Below are 16,201 nucleotides of genomic sequence, written 5' to 3' on the forward strand. Positions count from 1 at the left end.
CTTTTCGTTTTTGGATTTTTATCCGACTGTTTTGTTACATCCCGCCTTAGCCGGAGGCAACGTGTTTATTTAAAATTTAACCTTTGATTTTTGTACCAATTCTTTAGCGTAGATCCTGGTTTCCTTATCAGTCTCCAGATAATCTTCTAAAGTAGGCTGACTAATATAAGCGATTTTATTCATACACGATTCAATCACCTCGCTCATCTCTAAGAAGCCAACATTATCAGCCAGGAACTCTGCCACTGCTACCTCATTTGCTGCATTGATCACGCAAGCTGTATTTCCGCCTTTTCTCAGGGCTTCGAATGCTATGGCCAGGTTCCGGAAGGTCTTTTTGTCCGGCTGCTCGAAAGTAAGCTGTGGATACTTCAGAAAGTCAAAACGCTCAAAACTGCTATTTATTCTCGAAGGGTAAGCCAAAGCATACTGAATAGGCAGCTTCATATCGGGCAAGCCCATCTGTGCTTTCATAGAACCATCGTTAAACTGAACGATAGAATGAATGATGGATTGCGGATGAACAATAACGTCGATCTGATCTGCCTCGAGATCAAACAACCATTTTGCTTCGATCACCTCCAGACCCTTATTCATAAGACTGGCAGAATCGATCGTAATCTTGGCGCCCATTACCCAGTTAGGATGCTTCAATGCTTGAGCTTTAGTCACCGTAGCTAAAAACTCAGTATCTCTTCCCCTGAAGGGACCGCCAGAGGCTGTTAGGTAGATCTTTTCTATTGGATTAGTGCTTTCTCCCACCAGGCACTGGAAGATTGCCGAGTGTTCAGAATCAACCGGAAGGATGTTCACCTTGTATTCCTTCGCCAGGGCTGTAACAATATCACCGGCAACAACGAGGGTCTCTTTGTTCGCCAGTGCGATATCTTTCCCGGATTTTATGGCTGCTATGGTTGGCCTTAATCCGCAAAAGCCTACCAATGCGGTTAGTACGATATCAATGGCAGGAGATTGAACCACTTCGCAAAGTGCCTCTTCCCCGCTTAACACCTTTACCGGGGTAGTGGCAAGCGCTTCTTTTACGGTATTGTATTGAGCATCATCCACAATGACGGCATACTCCGGAAGGAACTCCAAAGCTTGCTGGATCAGTAGTTCAGCGCTTTTATTTACTGTTAATACAGAAACCTTAAATAGCTGAGGATTTTCTCTGACAACCTCTAAAGCCTGGGTTCCTATACTACCACTGGAACCAAGTATTGCTATATTTTTCAATAATGATATGCTTTAAAATGTAATCCCGCTATTAAGATACGACATACTGTTTTAAACTGTCGGCAATCTTTCTGTCGTTTGACAAGCGGGGAACCTTATTCTGTCCGCCCAATTTCCCTTCCGACTTCATATAGTTGATGAACGAATCGGGCTTTAATGAGCGAATGATCAGCGGCTGCAGGATCTTACCTTCGATTAAATCGAAATAATAGACATTCTTTTTCTGGAGCACTTCATCTACTTTCAACCTGAACGAATCAATATCAGCAGGAGCCTTGGCAAATTCCACGAACCACTCGTGGTAAGGTAATCCTCCCTGGGGATCTGTTACCTGAGGTGCTACGGTAAATTCCGTGATCTCTACTCCTTCGCTTTTAGCTACTGAAAGTAAGGCATGTTCTACTTCCTCTCCTATCACATGCTCTCCGAATGCCGAGATATAATGTTTTATCCTCCCTGATACAATAATTTTATATGGGTTCTTGGATACGAACTTTACCGTATCGCCAATGCTATATCCCCAAAGACCGGCATTTGTATTCAGGATGATCGCATAGTTCTTCCCGATCTCCACATCCTTCAAACTGAGCCTGGTTGGATTTTCATTGAAATATTCTTCGGAGGGGATAAACTCGTAGAAGATCCCCGAATTGACAAGTAACAGCAAGCCTTTTTCGGTTTGCGAATCCTGGTAGGCAATGAAACCTTCAGATGCCGGATAAGTTTCTATAGAATCGATCTTCTTTCCGATAGACTCCTCCATCTTGGCCCTGTAGGGTTCAAAGTTCACCCCGCCGTAGACGAATAGGCTGAAGTTTTTGAAAATGTCTTTGATCTTCTTTCCCTCGGATCTTTGGGACAAGCGGTCGAAGTACATTTGAACCCATGGTGGAATACCAGAGATCAAACGCATGTCTTCGTGTATCGTCTCGTCAACTATCGCATCCACCTTCTGCTCCCAGTCCTCAATACAGTTTGTCTCATACGATGGAAGTCGGTTTTTTTGAAGGTATTGAGGGACATGATGAGCGGTGATACCGGAAAGCCGGCCCGTGGGGACTTTGTACTTGGTATCGAGAACAGGACTTCCCTGAAGGAAGATCATTTTCCCGTTAACAAAATCTGCCTTACCGGTTTCGTGGATATAGGTTAAAAGAGCATTGCGGGCTGCTTTGATATGCTCTGGCATTGATTCTTTGGAGATGGGGATGTATTTTACCCCTGAGGTGGTTCCGGAAGTCTTTGCAAAATAAGCGGGAAGCCCGGGCCAGAGAACATTCTCTTCACCCTTCACCACCCGTTCTACATAATGCTTCAGATCTTCATAATCCCTTACAGGGACGCGGCGCTTGAAGTCGTCATAAGACCGGATCTCCTGGAACTTATGATCTCTTCCGAAGGCTGTATTTTTTGCACTTTCTAATAATTTGTGAAGAACCTCTTGCTGTACATTTACCGCATTATATTTCCATTTCTCTACCGCCCGTACTGCAAAATAGGCAAATGGCTTGCTTAAAGCCGATTTTAATCCCATAAATCTTTCTTAGATAATATTGTCCAAAATCTCAGGATCCTGATCGCCCTCATACTCATTCATCATCCTACGGTAAGCTACTGCGAGAGTAACACTCGACAAGGGGATGATCAGCAGAGAATTTAACAGGTTAATTGCGCCTGCAATAATAAAGTCTCCGTCGGAGTTAGCAAAGAAAATAGAAAGTATTTGAAATATAGCCAGAAAAGATAATAGCAGAAGGATCTTGGTGAAATTACCTCTGGTTATGGCCAAACTAAAACGGATAGATTTGAATGGCGAAACGTCTTTATCGATAATGAAGAATGGGAAGAAAGAGATCCGTATCCATGTAAAGATGATAAACAATACTGCTATCGAATAGCCAACCTGCAACACCAGTTCACGTGCATTTGCCCCTACTACTATGTACAGCGGGAAAAAGATCACCATTACCAGCATAAATACGATAAAGATACACAGGGCGAAATAAGCGGTGGCCAGCAGGAATTTAACGATCTGCTTTGTTGTTGGAAAAGAGTGTTTAACAAAAACGTCATCCCGGTCTTCATCCAATACCCTTAGAATAAAACGGAACAGTGTTAGTTGAAAACCAAAGTAAGCCAGGGTAAAGAAAAGGAACAAAATGATCTTGATGCCGAAGTTGAAGCCGTCGAAAAAGTAGGCGAGCATCCCCGAGAGGTTGAAAATAAAGAACATCAGAAGGCACAGCCCCAGGATCTTGAAGTATTCCTTTTTAAGGACCTTCCAGGCTACCTGAAGTACGTCATTAACAGCAAAAGTACTTTCCTTTAAAAATTCGATCATGATTGTCTAAGAATAATTCTTTTCCCAAAGTCTTGCATAAAACCTAACCCATACGCAGATAATTGAACAAACGCTGCAACTATACTTAGAAAAGCAACTTTTAAAGATTTGTTTACTGTTAAGGAGTGAAAAAATATTAACAATGTAAATACAGCTAATAGGAGGTTACACACGTTTGCAAAAGGGAGCCTAAAAATATTAAGAATAAGTGTAAAAATTAGAAACAAAGTAAACATTGCTGGAAAAAAATGAACCAGCTTCAGTTGCGCGGGAAAAAACTTATAGATATTGATCCTTGCCCTGCCGAAGAAATGCAGCTGTTTGTAGAACTGCCTGAAATTCGTACGGCGCTTATGGAAAACTACGGCATCGGGGATAAGACCTATCTTGAAGCCCATAGAATGGATCCGGATACTGAACTCGATATCCTCGCCCAGCCTTGTGATTAAAAAACCTCCGGTGGCTTCCCATACCTTTCTGGATATGCCCATGTTAAAGCTTCTGGGATGGAATTGCCCGCCCATGTTCTTTTTACTACCACGTATCCCTCCTGTTGTAAAGGGTGAGGTCATAGAGTAACTGATCGCTTTCTGAACAGGAGTAAAAGAGCTGTGCGCTCCATCAGGCCCGCCAAAAGCGTCCAACCACTCCCTCTTCAAATGCTCACTTACGTTCTGTAAATAATCTTCAGGGATCAGACAGTCTGAATCAAAAACGATGAAGTATTCTCCGCGTGCTCTTGCGAAAGCATAATTCCGGGTAAAACCCTGCCCCTCGTTCTGTTTAACATAATAGGCAATACTAAGAACAGAGGAGTAACTTTCTACAATTTCTTTTGCAGGAAGCTTGGATCCATCTTCGATCACCAGGACTTCAAAGTTCTTATACGTTTGCCGGGTTAGGGTTTGCAGCAACTCATCAATTTCCTGCGGCCGGTTGTACAGAGGAATGATGATTGAAAAAAAGAGGTCAGACATGTATTGGTTGAGGAGTTATCTTCTCTATCTGATAATTATTCCTTTCCGCAGAATTCCTTGATACCAGCTCTGCAACAAAGCCCGTTAGAAATAACTGGAAACCCACAACTATTGCAACCAGGGCTATATAGAACAGCGGCTGGTCGGTAACGTTACGGTATTTCTGATGCTGGGCGATCTGGATCAGTTTATCTGCGATTAACCAGATGGTAATGATCAAGCCTGTAAAAAAGCTTAATACGCCCATCGTTCCAAAGAAGTGCATGGGGCGCTTTCCAAACTTACCTACGAAAAAGATAGAAAGCAGATCAAGGAAACCATTTACAAAGCGGCTTAGGCCGAATTTTGTTGTTCCATATTTTCGGGGCCTGTGTTCTACTACCTGCTCGCCTATCTTTCTGAAGCCTGCCCATTTTGCAAGAACAGGGATATAGCGGTGCATCTCACCATATACCTCTATGCTTTTAACTACGTCTTTACGGTATGCCTTAAGTCCGCAGTTAAAATCGTGCAGGTTATGAATGCCCGACATCTTGCGGGTAGCTGAGTTGAAGAGCTTTGTAGGGATGGTCTTACTCAAAGGATCATGGCGCTTCTTTTTCCACCCTGAGATCAGGTCGTACTTTTCTTCTTTGATGCGCCTGTAAAGCTCAGGGATTTCATCAGGGCTGTCTTGCAGATCGGCATCCATAGTGATCACAACATCGCCCTGCGCTGCTTCAAAACCTACATTGAGAGCAGCGGATTTTCCATAGTTACGACGAAATTTAATACCGCGGATATTATAGTTCTCTTGTTGCAGTTGTTCTATTACCTCCCATGAACTATCGTTACTTCCATCGTCGACCAGTATGATCTCGTAGGAAAAACCATTTTCTTCCAAAACCCTTTTGTTCCATTCAACAAGCTCAGGAAGAGATTCATATTCATTATAGAGAGGTACAACTACCGATATATCCATTCGTTCTGAAAAACCTTAATATTATTATTATTCGGAAACACTCTTTGCAAAAACAGGAGGTTCCTTTTTAAAGATAGCGGCAAAAATTAACGCAGCTATAAACGTGATAATGATAGAGAAAATAATTCCCTGTATCACATGTCCGATAGTGGGATTTTTGCCTGCCTCTATACTTGCTTTTATTTCGTCGATCTTCTCGTCCAGCTCTTCAGTAGGAACATTCTGCTTACCGGCAAAATCTGTTGTTACCTTTACAATGTTTTGCTGCACCCTTTCAGTTATTCCCTTATCAACTGAGTGAGAATAAATATAGTTGCCCAGGGAATACACAAAGTAGGCGGCAAAGAACATAATGAATATTCCGCTGGCAGCCTCCCGCATAGACCAGTATCCGCCTACATATTTACGAAGTTTTAAGGTAAAAAATATAGCCAGGGCAACAGGAATAGCAAAAGAAAGCAAAACAGGTGAAGCTATGATTACGGGCATTGCCGTTGTGGAAGCGATCCAATAAAGGGCAATAATGCCGATTATCAGAATAATAACGCCGAAAAGCAGTCCGTAAACCGCCGCCTGTTTTTGCATTGATCTCTTATCCTGCATCTGTTATTGATTAAAAGCAGCTACAAGTTTGTACACGGCACCCTCAAATTCAGGATCGGAGCTGTGCTTCAGATATTCGGTGATATCGTCTGCGGAAGGGTTGTTTTGATAGAAAAAGCCCATGATAGGATAGAAAAGATCCTTGATCTCTGAAGACTCATCTAAATTTTTAGCCACCCGGCCGATTTCTGAATAATTGCTTTCCATAAGGATCTGGTGGGCAATGATGTCTTCATAGATCCGGTGCTCATCCTGGAACTCATCTTCATCCACCAATAAAAACTCTTTCAGGAAATCTTCCAATTCTGGTTTGATATCTTCGTCTTTGCACTCACGGATGTATAACAGCACATTCAGCAGCTCGGTTCCTCTGTCTATCGTTTCATCTTCAATCTCTTCCCACTCTTTAGATTCAAGGTAATCCTCTTCAAGCTTATCTACGTCCTGAGCAAAGAAGTTAACCATTAGAAGATCGAAGAACACTTCACGAAGTGGCTCGTATTTAGGGGCATCATCAAAGGCTTTATCTAAAGCTTCCACTTTAGACATAAAGTCATTTTCTCCATCAAACACTCCGGCTATTACACTTTTAAATTCGGATGATGAGTTGCCTTCAAATTGCTGCAACGCCGCGGCAATTGCATTTTCTACTTGTTTGTCCATAGCTAATATGTATTGCTGAATAACTGATTGTTATTCCCTGTAACAATTACTTTGCCTTTAAGTGTGCTGTTTATGAAAGGTGAATTGGCAGATTTTGAGCGGTTGCTTTCTTCATTGAAGCTCCACTCCTGCCCGGTGTCAAATAAAACAAAGTTTGCCTCCTCGCCCTCTTCGAAAACAGGAACAGGCAAGTTTAACACCTGGCGAGGTCTTATTGCCAGCTTTTCTACGATCTGCGAAGCGCTGAGGCCTGCTTTTATGGCTAAAGGCAGTACAGTTTGCAAGCCAATAATTCCATAAGAGGCGATCTCAAACTCTACATCCTTAAACTCAATTTCATGGGGGGTATGTTGTGAAACGATGGCATCGATAGTTCCGTCTTTTAAACCTGCGATCAATGCATCAACATCGCTTTGTAAACGCAATGGTGGCTTCACCTTATAGTTACTGTCGAAGCCTTTCAACTCTTCGTCCGTTAATACCAGATGGTGCGCAGCTACATCACAAGTGACTTTTAGTCCCCTGCTTTTTGCCTTGCGGATCAATTCAACACTGCCGGCAGTAGATATGGTACTGAAATGGACCGGTGAATCGTTGTACTCTGCAAGGTAAAGGTCGCGCGAAATATGTACTTCTTCTGCAAGAGCCGGAATTCCTTTCATTCCCAGATAGGTACTTACTATACCTTCATTCATTTTCCCTTTACCGGCAATCGACTTGTCTTCAGGATAAGAGAAGATCAAGCCGTCGAACCCTTTTGCATACATCAATGCACGGCTCATTAAACCAGAATCAGACACTGGTTTCATCCCGTCTGAGAAAGCTACAGCTCCTGCTGAACGCATATCAAATAACTCTGCAAGGTCTACTCCTGCTCTATCCTGACTGATACAGCCTACAGGATAAACATTTACAAGGGAGTTCTTTGTGGTATTGATAATATAGGAAACTCCAGCTTTAGTGTGTACCGGAGGTTCGGTAGAAGGTTGTACTGCTACGCCTGTAAATCCCCCTGCTGCTGCAACAAGGGTTCCATTGATCAGTCCCTCTTTTGTTTCAAAACCGGGCTCACCGAAATTCACGTTCAGATCAAAGAAACCTGGTGATAAGTATTTGCCCTCTGCATCGATCAACACCACATCTTCATCAGCTTCGATCTTCTCCGAAATTGCAGAGATCTTTCCATCCTTAATTAAGACATCGGCTTTTATACCGTCGAATTCAGACTGAGGGTGTACAATAGTTGCTGAGCGAAAGAGTATTGGTTTCATTAAATGGAATCTGAAATTTGAGATATTAGATTTGAGAACAATAACAGGTTGACGAGATTTAATGGTTTCGGCATCTGAAACCTGTCAGGTGACATACAACTTCTGATTACGGTATCTCTGAAAATGAATAAGTTCATTAAACTTGTATCGCTGTTTTTGCTGGCTTGTAAAATCTTAGCAGAAGAATTTCAAGCGCCAGAAAAATCAGTGCCAAAATTAGGCAAAGTTTCCACAACTGCACACCTTTATTTACTGCTTTTATTGCATCGCTTACAGACTCTTTTCCGGGTGTAAATATTTTCACTTTCGTATCTGTAAATATCCCTTCCAGCTGTTTTTCCGAAAGGTAACTAAGATCTGATTCTGAACGGTTATCATTGAAAGCATAACGGGCCAGCAGGATGTCTCCCTTCATGAGGTCATATATGCCCGGCTCTTTCACCTGATCTGAAACGAAGATACGTGTAAGACTTTCTGTTTGACGAAGATCAGGAATAGCTTCAAAATTTCCTTTTTTCAGCACCAGGGTTTGATTTCGAGATAATGTTATAGGGGAAGATTCCAGGAATTGGTCTTTCCCGATGGTATAAGACAGGCGACTGTCGCGAACACTAAGGAATGCCGACTGAAACATCACCGGCACGAAAAGCGAGTGGCGCGGCAGATTGCTGCTCTCTTCTTCTAATGATACGGCAGAAAGATATGCACTCCCCTTCCCTATTTTGTATTCACTAAGGAAATTGCGGCGACCCGCGAAGTTCAGGATCTCCTGACGCGAAGTACGGCTACCTTGCGAGTAGCGAATGTATTTTTTAGCAACCGGCAGATTAATATTGCGGGGAACCTTTTCAAACACTCCCTTAAAAACCTTATGCTGGGCATTTAGTGAGACAACTTTCTGTTCCTGGCTAACTATTTCTAAGGGTCGATCTGTACCCAGGCTTGCTGTCAGGGTTTGCAAACCCGAAACATCTCCCGACACGGAGGGGAATACTATCAGGGTTCCACCCTCCTTCACATAGGCGCTTAACTGCTGTGCCAGGCCCGGAGTAATCGTCTTCAGGTTATTTAAGATAATAAGAGGATAAGTACCCAGCGAGGAATAGTTGATATTACCCGATGAGGTATGAGTCAGGTTAAAGAATGGATCTGACTGGTAGAGCGCCTCCAGGTATTTGTTTGCTCCCTGTTCGTCTATTTCCAGTATGCTCATTTGGTTTTCGACGTAGAAGCTGAAATATGATTTATCATCGAAAACGATTGGATAATCTTTTAGGGATATCTCCCCTTTCTTCCAACCGGCAGACATACCACTAAATGAAACAGTGTCTTTTGCGGTTCCGCGTGCCGGAATTGACATGCTGCCGATAGCCTTTTGCTGGTCATCGATCAACATCCGGTAAGAAGCATTTGAAACGGCCTGGTCTGAATTATTTCGAAGACTGATAATGAGCTGCTCTGTCTCGCCCACTTTATGGGCCGGAGAACTGAACCAAACCGAATCAACCGAAATATTAGGCTGAGGATTGGCCTTTAATTGAACCAGGCGAAGCGCTGTGCCAGATGCTGGTTTTAATTTTTGTCCGTTATCTACATTTTTCTGAAAATCGGAAATTATATAGGCTGTCTTTATTGAATTGGGCTCGGTGCCTAGCATTTCTTCCTGCCGGTTGATCACCTCAGCAAGATTGCGATTGATTGAACTTATTTCCACTTCTTCCAGTGCCTCGAGGAATTCCTCGCGGTACAACAGTCGCTGATGCTTGCCCAGAAAATCATTAGTCAGCAGTTGAAAGCGGGTATTTAAATCATAAGATGATACTATTTCCTTAGCCCTTCTTTTGGCTTCATCCAGTAACCTGCCCTCGCTGCTTACAGCTTCCATGCTATAGGAGTTATCGATGAAAATACTGGCAACGTCCTGCTGTCCCGCCACCTCGTCCTGTCTGGCAGGGATGTAGGGCTTTGCAAAGGCCAGTACCAGGAAAACTATGGCTAATATCCTCAGCGCCAGCAAAAGGTAATTTTTAAGCTTTCTGAAGGAGGTGGTTTGCTGCTGAATGTCTTTTAAGAACCTTACATTACTGAAATAGACCTTTTTGTATCTTCTGAAATTGAAGAAATGTATGATCACCGGGATCAATACCGCTGACAATGCAAAAAGGAATCCTGGAAAAAGGAATTTCATCAGTTCTCAAAATTAAGGTTTTGATTGACATTAACGTCCGAAAGAGGAAAAGGATTGTAAGTACAGGCAGAAGAGGAAATGAAAAAGGCGGTTGTTAGCCGCCTTCATATAATTTGCTATTTGGATTTGAGACGGGCAAGGCCGCTCTGCAACCCTTTCCCTTCTACCAGCAGTTCGATATCGCCCGCTTTCCTGGTGGACTGCACCAGCACAACCAGTTTTCCACTGAAAAGCTTCATGGTAGGGAGATGGAATTGCTCTAAGGAGGTGGCATCGCCATTGCAAGCTGCCCGGTAAGTAGCATTTCCGCTTACTTTGAAATTTAACTGCTGATTGGCTGTTGGGCACGGGTTTCCATCTTTATCGACCACTGAGACGGTTACGAATGAGATATCATTTCCATCTGCGTTAATTACATTCCTGTCTGCTTCCAATACAATTTTGGATGGTTTTCCTGCAGTGACGATACTTTTTTCTGCAGCCGCCCTTCCGGTCTTGTCATACGCAACTACTTTCAAAGTACCGGGTTCATACTTAACATCCATCCACATCAAACGGTAACGGGATTGAGGAGATGAATCGTTCTTTTTCTGAACACCGAGGCTTTTTCCGTTTAAAAATAGTTCGGCGCTGTCGTAGTTCGTATAAACAAATACAGGAGTTACCTGTCCTTCCCTGCCTTCCCAGTTCCAATGAGGAAGGATATGTAAGGTGTTTTCCTTGGTATTCCACTGACTTCTATAAAGGTAGAACCTGTCTTTTGGCAAGCCTGCAAGGTCATTAATACCAAAGTAAGAACTGCGTGCCGGCCAGAAGTTATCGTAAGGGGTAGGTTCGCCTAAGTAGTCAAATCCTGTCCAAACAAATTGCCCGATCACCCATGGTTTTGTGTCCTGCAGAATGAAATCATCTTCGGGAAGATTTGACCAGCTGCAATATTCCATGTCGTACGAGGAGCATTGATGGTCCGGGTATTGCTTTTCTGCCGCTTTTACAACAGGAAATTTATATACTCCACGAGAGCTAACCGTAGAGGCTGTCTCTGATCCCAGGATCAATCCCTGTGGAAATGCTTTAAAAGCATCTTCATACAGGTGGGTTCGGTAGTTTAATCCGGGAATATCCAACAAAGCACCAAAACCTGAAGCCATAGTAGCCTTTACCTGATCCATTCCAACGGTCACCGGACGTGTTGGGTCTTCTCTGTGGAAGATATCCTGTAACCATTTCGCACGCTTCACTCCTTCTGATCCAAATTGATCTGGCACTTCGTTACCTGAACTCCACATCACGATGCTGGGATGATTACGGGTAGCCTGGATAAGGTTCACCACGTCTTTTTCTGCATCGGTATTAAAGAAGCGGTTATACCCATTTTTTACTTTTGGCTTAGCCCATTCGTCGAAAGTTTCGGCAAGGAACATGAGGCCCATTTCATCACAAAGCTGAAGCTGCTCCAATGAAGGCATATTATGGGAACTACGCACGGCATCACATCCCATATCTTTTAATATTCTAAGTTGGCGGCGCAGGGCCGAAATATTGATGGCTGAGCCCAGTGGACCAAGATCGTGATGAAGGCAAACACCTTTAAATTTTCTTACTTTTCCATTCAAACTGAAGCCCGTTTTGGGATCGTAGTTGATGTGACGGATACCGAAACGGGTAGATAGTTCATCTTTTAAGGTGTTACCTGAATATAAACGGGAAACCGCAGTGTAGAGATAAGGACTTTCAGGGCTCCATAGTTTGGGGTTTGCAACAGCGATATTCTGATCAAATTCCTTCCCGAATGTTTCTTCTGTTTTACTGCTTGCTACCGTTTTACCCTGGGCATCAAGGATAGTGGTCTCTATACGAAGGTTACTTCCTGTTGCCCGTGTTTTAACATTCACTTTTGCCTGAGTATCTGAAATATACGGGGTAGTAATAAAGGTTCCCCACTGGTCGATACTTTCCTCGTTCTTTACAATTAGTTTCACCTTGCGAAAAAGACCTGCGCCGGGGTACCATCTGGATGCAAGGGGTTTGTTAGATAAACTTACTGCAAGTGTATTCTTACCGCTCTGGATGTGATCGGTGATATCGAAATAGAAGTAATTGTAGCCATAATTCCACTCGCCCACTTTAGTGCCGTTCACAAAAATCTTAGGTTCACTCATTGCCCCTTCAAACAGGATCAATACTCTTTTGCCTTTTTGAAAACCAGGCACAGTAAAGTAATTGCGGTACCAGGCGTCGCCAATGTGAGGAAGAGATCCGGTACGGCCTGTTTTTTCTGTAGGTACCTTCTCTCCATTTTGCATAATTGCAACTACCTGTTTGTCGACTTCCTTATCGAAAGGACCGTAAATAGCCCAGTCATGAGGGACCTGGACGGACTGCCATTTCTTATCATTGAATTCTTTCAAGGATGCTGAGGCAACCTGCCCTTTATAGAATTTCCAGCCCTCGCCAAGTTCAATCTCCTGTCTTTGCTGGGCAAATGATACTTGGAGAAACAAGACTAATAAAAAAAATAAACCCTCACGTTTCATGATACTTAGGAATAAATCAGTAAGCAATAATAGCAATTAAAAGCCTTGACAAGTATACTTAAGCAAATTTAGCTGGCGTGAAAGCAAAGAATCCCGATACCTGCCGGGATTCTTTTATATTTTATTAGCAGCCGAACGGCTATAAATCTGTCTTTAAAACAGCTCCATTACTGGCATTCGTAACTAATGCCCTGTATTGTCCTAGCCATCTGGATTTTAATGGCTTCTTAACAGGCACAAATTCAGCTTTCCTTTTTGCTATCTCATCCTCGCTCAGGTTTACCGACAGGATATAATTATCAACGTCTATATGAATTTCATCTCCATCCTTAAGCAAGCCGATCATGCCACCTTCTGCAGCCTCTGGGGATACGTGACCAATCGAAGCACCTCTGGTTGCGCCACTGAAGCGGCCATCGGTAATCAGGGCAACAGAGCTTCCCAGCCCCATTCCCATGATAAGACTGGTTGGTGTTAGCATCTCTTGCATGCCTGGACCTCCCTTAGGGCCTTCGTAACGAATAACCACCACATCACCGGCCTTTACTTTCCCCATAAGGATACCTGCGATTGCTTCCGGTTGACCGTCAAAACATACTGCCTTACCCGTGAAAACCCTTGAACCGGTGATTCCGGCAGTTTTGATCACCGCACCTTCCTCAGCCAGGTTACCGTAGAGGATTGCTAATCCCCCAACAGCACTGTATGGATTATCTATGGTATGAATGATATTTTCGTCTTTGATCTCCGCATTAGCTATTTTCTCCAATAATGTTTCTCCACTGATGGTGAGGTTATCGATCAATACTTCGCCCCCTCTTTTTGTCATCTCTTTCATCACCGCATTTACTCCTCCAGCGCGATTAATATCCTCCATATGAACTGTGGTAAGACTTGGGGAGATCTTTGCGATATGCGAAACATTCTTGGAGATCTTGTTAATGTCTTTCAGTTGAAAATTAACATCTGCCTCATTGGCAATAGCCAGCATGTGCAATACGGTATTGGTACTACCGCCCATAGCCATATCTACGGCAAAGGCATTCTTTATTGCATTTTCGTTGAGGATGTTCTTCAACTTAAACTTTTCACGTGCAGCTTCGTCTTTTGCAATTTCACAGATCCGTCTTGCTGCTTCCCTGTATAATTGTTCCCTTTCAGGAGTTTGGGCGAGGATCGTACCATTACCTGGCAGCGCAATTCCCATAGCTTCCATAAGAGTGTTCATTGAATTTGCTGTGAACATTCCTGAACAGCTTCCACCGCTGGGACAAGCATTACACTCGATGTCAAGCAGCTCTTCATCACTCATATTTCCTGCTTCGTGTTTTCCTACTGCTTCGAAGGCTGTAGCCAGGTCGATTGGCGTTCCATCTTTCTTATAGCCTTTTGCCATTGGGCCCCCGCTAACAAATACAGTAGGCACGTTAACCCTTAGAGCTCCCATGATCATCCCTGGTACTATCTTATCGCAGTTTGGGATGGCAATCATTGCATCGAGTTTATGGGCGTTCATCACACTTTCTACCGAACTTGCAATCAGCTCTCTGCTTGGTAATGAATAAAGCATACCGTCATGGCCCATCGCGATCCCGTCGTCAACGCCAATGGTATTAAATTCAAAAGGTACACAGCCGTTCGCCCGGATCTCCTCTTTAATGATCTCTGAAACCTTATTTAGGAAAAAGTGTCCGGGAATGATCTCTATAAACGAATTGGCTACCCCAATGAATGGCTTATTAAAATCTTCGTCTTTCAGTCCAGTAGCTCTGAACAATGAACGGTGAGGCGTTCTTTGATACCCTTTTTTTACTTCATCACTTCTCATTATTGATCTTTATTTTGAATGCTAAATAGTGTTGGCGGCAAAGTTGCTGCAAATAATTTTTAAAAATATTGACCGGCGTCAAAATCGGAAGATTGTCAGAAGGGTTTTGAGGGGTTTAAGGTTGTGAAGGCGACTTCGTAAGCTGTCTTTTTCTCCCATTTTGCTATTAACCAGGCGATAAAACTCAAGGTGAAGATATCCTGATTTTCCTCACTGTCCAGCTGTTTCAAAACAGCCTTCCTATAGGCTGGTTCAAAAACTACATCAGGTTTTAAGAGGTATCGTTCAACCAGCTTCAGAAACAACAATACCCGTTCTTCTGAAGTCCTTTGCAAATACTTCTTATATCGCCGGCGAAAGCTGGTTAGTCGCGACATGGCAAGTTCTATATTCGAGAATTGTGCATGCACTAAAATTTCCATTACATTCTTTCTAATGGTCCATAACATGCCCATTTTCTTTTCATACCATGCGTCGCTCTGGGTTAGTAAAGTCAGCTGTTTCAAACATCCCCGGTCATTTTGCAGGGCTAAGAACATGGATAGGCATATTCGCAGGTCCTCAATATCTTCCGGTTTTGCCTTTTGCCTGGTGTTGGAAAGTGATTCTTTTATTAGGGCGACGGCGTTATCCGCATCACCGGTAAAGAAAAGGTTAAGTGCAGTAAGTAACTGATGTCGTAAATGAAAGATGGTGAAATAGCGCTCGTCGTCCACCATAAGGTCATTCATCTCCTTAAGGTAGGACATGCTTGCTCCAAAATCCTTCTGCCTGAGGTGGAAGTTCGCTAAAAAATACAGGATGGAGATATGGTAAAAAAAATAGGGTTTCCTGGTTTGCTGCTGATTTTGCAGAAAGTTATTTGTACGATCTATGAAACGCTCGATCAGGCTATAATTCTGCTGTATGGCAGCATATTCGTTGGCAATGAAAAGGATCTGGTAAACTGCCTTATACGTCATGAGGTCCTGCATAGAGATCTTATACTTCCTTATCGTTCTTATTATCAAAGCTGTCAGATTAACGACCTTGCCTTTAAGGTGTATCTCCTGCAGTTCCTGCCGTAGAAAGGCATAGGCCATGTTGAGCTTAGCTTCGCGCTGCATCTCCGACTGGTTATTCAGGAAGCGGATGGTTAAGGCGTCTAATTCTTCTGCCCCTGGTAAATGCGCGTACTGGAGCTTTAGCAGCAAAATCTCATTCAACAGATTGAACTGCTCCAAATGTTCCCCAAGACGTTCAGCTTTATCCAGGCATTTAAACGCTACCTTCACTACATCGTTTTCTAGCAGGAATCGTGCTACCACCAGCAGCCGGAGCGCCTCATAGGCTTCTGACTGGTTGCTTTCGAAGGTCTTTTGCGAGAGGAAGAGTAATAAAGAATCCTGCAGCCTTTTTCGTAAAGCATGATAGGCATCCTTATTTTTCCCTGGTTTATAAAGCTTGCTTAAGCCTTCTATATCGTCAGTTTCTAATAATTTCAGTAGATCAAGATTTTTAACGTCTTCCCTTTTGTTTTTACGCTCTAAAAACTGCCTGAAAAGCTTTTTATCGTAGCTATTAAGTAGGTTTACCAACTCTGAGAGTGAGTCCATT

Annotated in this window: 12 protein-coding genes; all 12 read right to left on the reverse strand. The window is 43.1% G+C overall.

Annotated elements, in window-relative coordinates:
- Positions 1-69 precede the first annotated feature (69 nt).
- The 12 genes from J4N25_RS05740 to J4N25_RS05795 all read right to left on the reverse strand — a co-directional run bounded on the left by J4N25_RS05740 (position 70) and on the right by J4N25_RS05795 (position 16,200).
- Positions 70-1,236: a 1-deoxy-D-xylulose-5-phosphate reductoisomerase gene (locus tag J4N25_RS05740; protein ID WP_207421183.1), complete on the reverse strand. Its 1,167-nt coding sequence runs from the start codon at positions 1,234-1,236 to the stop codon at positions 70-72.
- Positions 1,237-1,267: 31 nt separating this feature from the next.
- On the reverse strand, positions 1,268-2,770 hold the full coding sequence (locus J4N25_RS05745) for a GH3 auxin-responsive promoter family protein (protein WP_207421184.1): 1,503 nt from the start codon (positions 2,768-2,770) through the stop codon (positions 1,268-1,270).
- A 9-nt stretch (positions 2,771-2,779) separates the two neighbouring features.
- A complete protein-coding gene (locus J4N25_RS05750; RefSeq protein ID WP_207421185.1) occupies positions 2,780-3,577 on the reverse strand; it encodes a hypothetical protein in 798 nt (265 codons plus the stop codon).
- A complete protein-coding gene (locus tag J4N25_RS05755) occupies positions 3,574-4,554 on the reverse strand; it encodes a glycosyltransferase family 2 protein (protein WP_207421186.1) in 981 nt (326 codons plus the stop codon). Before J4N25_RS05755 ends, J4N25_RS05750 begins: the two co-directional genes overlap by 4 nt.
- Positions 4,547-5,515: a glycosyltransferase gene (locus tag J4N25_RS05760; RefSeq protein WP_207421187.1), complete on the reverse strand. Its 969-nt coding sequence runs from the start codon at positions 5,513-5,515 to the stop codon at positions 4,547-4,549. The genes J4N25_RS05755 and J4N25_RS05760 overlap by 8 nt, the downstream gene beginning before the upstream one ends.
- A gap of 27 nt (positions 5,516-5,542) precedes the next feature.
- On the reverse strand, positions 5,543-6,118 hold the full coding sequence (locus J4N25_RS05765) for a DUF4199 domain-containing protein (RefSeq protein WP_207421188.1): 576 nt from the start codon (positions 6,116-6,118) through the stop codon (positions 5,543-5,545).
- A 3-nt stretch (positions 6,119-6,121) separates the two neighbouring features.
- The gene (locus J4N25_RS05770; RefSeq protein ID WP_207421189.1) at positions 6,122-6,781 is read right to left on the reverse strand and encodes a hypothetical protein; all 660 of its coding nucleotides are present in this window, start codon (positions 6,779-6,781) and stop codon (positions 6,122-6,124) included.
- 2 nt (positions 6,782-6,783) lie between these two features.
- Positions 6,784-8,052, reverse strand: coding sequence for a dihydroorotase (locus tag J4N25_RS05775; RefSeq protein WP_207421190.1), 1,269 nt, complete (start codon positions 8,050-8,052; stop codon positions 6,784-6,786).
- 136 nt (positions 8,053-8,188) lie between these two features.
- Positions 8,189-10,240: a BatA domain-containing protein gene (locus tag J4N25_RS05780; protein ID WP_207421191.1), complete on the reverse strand. Its 2,052-nt coding sequence runs from the start codon at positions 10,238-10,240 to the stop codon at positions 8,189-8,191.
- A 116-nt stretch (positions 10,241-10,356) separates the two neighbouring features.
- The gene (locus J4N25_RS05785; RefSeq protein ID WP_242695784.1) at positions 10,357-12,744 is read right to left on the reverse strand and encodes a DUF4982 domain-containing protein; all 2,388 of its coding nucleotides are present in this window, start codon (positions 12,742-12,744) and stop codon (positions 10,357-10,359) included.
- A 172-nt stretch (positions 12,745-12,916) separates the two neighbouring features.
- Complete coding sequence (ilvD, locus tag J4N25_RS05790; protein ID WP_207421194.1) at positions 12,917-14,605, reverse strand: dihydroxy-acid dehydratase; 1,689 nt, start codon at positions 14,603-14,605, stop codon at positions 12,917-12,919.
- Positions 14,606-14,700: 95 nt separating this feature from the next.
- Positions 14,701-16,200, reverse strand: coding sequence for a hypothetical protein (locus J4N25_RS05795; protein ID WP_207421195.1), 1,500 nt, complete (start codon positions 16,198-16,200; stop codon positions 14,701-14,703).
- Position 16,201 lies beyond the last annotated feature (1 nt).

It is taken from the genome of Desertivirga brevis, from assembly GCF_017355835.1.